The sequence below is a fragment of the Rubritepida flocculans DSM 14296 genome, assembly GCF_000425365.1.
In the GTDB taxonomy this organism is placed as follows: Bacteria; Pseudomonadota; Alphaproteobacteria; order Acetobacterales; family Acetobacteraceae; genus Roseococcus; species Roseococcus flocculans.
Window position 1 is genome coordinate 1 of the sequence record NZ_AUDH01000065.1, and the last position, 2,090, is coordinate 2,090.

General features: G+C 71.0%; 4 protein-coding genes. All 4 read left to right on the forward strand.

Translation table 11 applies throughout. The features are described 5' to 3' along the window. Positions 1 to 213 (forward strand): hypothetical protein (locus H596_RS24280; RefSeq protein WP_037302074.1); only part of this gene is annotated, 213 nt, incomplete at its 5' end. A gap of 534 nt (positions 214 to 747) precedes the next feature. Further along, entirely contained in the window at positions 748 to 1,227 is a 480-nt protein-coding gene (locus tag H596_RS0118800) for a hypothetical protein (protein ID WP_211225321.1), read from the forward strand. Next, on the forward strand, positions 1,224 to 1,451 hold the full coding sequence (locus tag H596_RS0118805) for a hypothetical protein (protein WP_027286180.1): 228 nt from the start codon (positions 1,224 to 1,226) through the stop codon (positions 1,449 to 1,451). The genes H596_RS0118800 and H596_RS0118805 overlap by 4 nt, the downstream gene beginning before the upstream one ends. Continuing rightward, positions 1,441 to 2,040 carry a hypothetical protein gene (locus H596_RS22500; protein WP_051213435.1) on the forward strand — a complete coding sequence of 200 codons (600 nt, stop codon included), beginning with the start codon at positions 1,441 to 1,443 and terminating at the stop codon, positions 2,038 to 2,040. The genes H596_RS0118805 and H596_RS22500 overlap by 11 nt, the downstream gene beginning before the upstream one ends. The last annotated feature ends 50 nt before the right edge of the window (positions 2,041 to 2,090 follow it).

Sequence of the window (2,090 nt, forward strand, 5' to 3'; positions counted from 1 at the left end):
GCGCAGCCGCTGACCGACGTCTCGATCGGCGAGGTGCTGGAGCAGGCGCTCGGCATCGAGGCCGCGAAGTGGACGAAGGGCGACCAGATGCGCGTGGGCGCCTACCTCAAGGCGAGGAAGTGGGAGCGGTACAAGACGACCGGCTCCGCTAGGGACGGCGTCGCTCGCGAATGGCGCTACCGCCGGCCCTCCCCGTCAGAGGAGGGCGCGTGATGTCCCTCCGGTACCTCAGCGGCAGGCCGTTCTGTCCCACTGTCCCACTTCGGCGATTTCCGCCGGCGAAGTGGGACACGCGTAAGTCCAGGTTTTCCGCGGGTTTCCGGACGTCTGTCCCACTGTCCCACCTGTCCCACCTGCTCCTTAGAGCCATACGCGAAGGGTGTGATGGGTCGGGACATACATTTTCCTATACGGGTTTAGGCGGGCCGTCCTGGAGTGGGACAGGTGGGACAGGACCCCGCAAGCCTCTGAAATTTCGCATATTCTGCCGTCCCACTTCGCTGGCGGCGGTGGGACGAGGCGGGACGGGTGGGACGCCTCCGCGCTCGCGCGTCGCGTATCGGGCCACTGGGCCGCCCAGCCCGGCAACGCGCCCTCGAAGCCGGGCAGCGACGGCGAGCTCCGCCAAGAACCGCGCCGTCGCCGCCCTCACCACGACGATCCCCTCTCGGAGACCCCATGGCTCCCTCGACTCTCCCTACGCCCATCCCCGGCGCAAGCGTCCCGCAAATCTTTGCACCGCTGCCGGTGGCCCTCGCCCATCGCGCCGTCCTCGCCCTGGATCTCGGCACCACCACCGGCTGGGCGCTCCGCGGCCGCGACGGCGGCATCGCCTCCGGCACCATGACCTTCCGCCCCAGCCGCTTCGAGGGCGGCGGCATGCGCTTCCTGCGCTTCAAGGGGTGGCTGGCGGAGGTCGCGGCGCTGTCGGGCGGCCTGGCCCGCATCGCCTTCGAGGAGGTCCGGTCCCACGCCGGCACCGACGCCGCGCACCTCTACGGCGGCTTCCTCGCCCACCTCTCCGCCTGGTGCGAGGAGCGCGGCGTCGCCTACGAGGGCGTGCCCGTCGGCACCATCAAGCGCTTCGCCACGGGCAAGGGCAACGCCACCAAGGCGGCGATGGTCGCCGCGGTCCGTGCCCGCGGCTTCGCGCCGGCCGACGACAACGAGGCGGACGCCATCGCCCTGCTGCTCTGGGCCACGGACGGCCAGGGAGGCCAGGCATGAGGCTGCCCGGAGCGCCGCTGCCGCCGCGGTCGAGCCTGGATCTCGCACGCAGCCCGACCACCGTGGTGGAGCTCGACGCCCTGCGCGCCGCCGCCTGGCACCAGCACGGAGTCGCCGCCCTGTCGGTGGAGGACATCGCCGATCCCTGGCTCCGGCAGGCCGTCACCAACGAGGCGAACCGGCGCTGGGGGCGCCGGCACGGAGGCATCCAGCATGGCCGGTAAACGCAAGGCGAAGCGCGCGACCATGCGACACGAGGATCTATCCAAGCCGTCGAAGTGGCGGCTGCAGCACGGCGGCTTCGGGGAGCCGGTCCGCGAGGCCGATCCCGAGACCGGCACTCCGGTGCAGCACCGGCGGGCGGTGGACACGCTCGGCCTGATGCTGGCCAACGGCACGATTACACGGGAGATGCACGACGCGGGAGCGATCTTCCGCGGACTGTTCCGTAGCGCCGCGCTCGACAGCCTCTCCGCATCACCGCTGACCCGCCTGCCGGGCAAGGCCGCGGACAGTCTTTCGGATCGGCAAATGGTAGCCCGACGGCGGGTGGCGGACGCTCTTGATGCTCTCGGCGGGCACGACAGCGCGGCGGGCTCCTGTGCTTGGCACGTCGTCGGCCTTGAGCACTCGGTCCGCGAATGGGCGATGCGACAAGGGTGGGGCGGCCGGCTTGTGCCGGCCTCGCAGGCGCAAGGCATGCTCGTGGCGACCTTGAGCGTGCTCGCGGGCCACTTCGGGCTCACCGCGCGATCAGTCTCCCGCAACGCCGCCCTAGGCCGCGTGGACAAACCTGATCCACAGTCGGATTGAGGACAGTGTGGCGAAGCCGAGGAAGCTGTCGGCGGTCTGGTCGTAGCGGG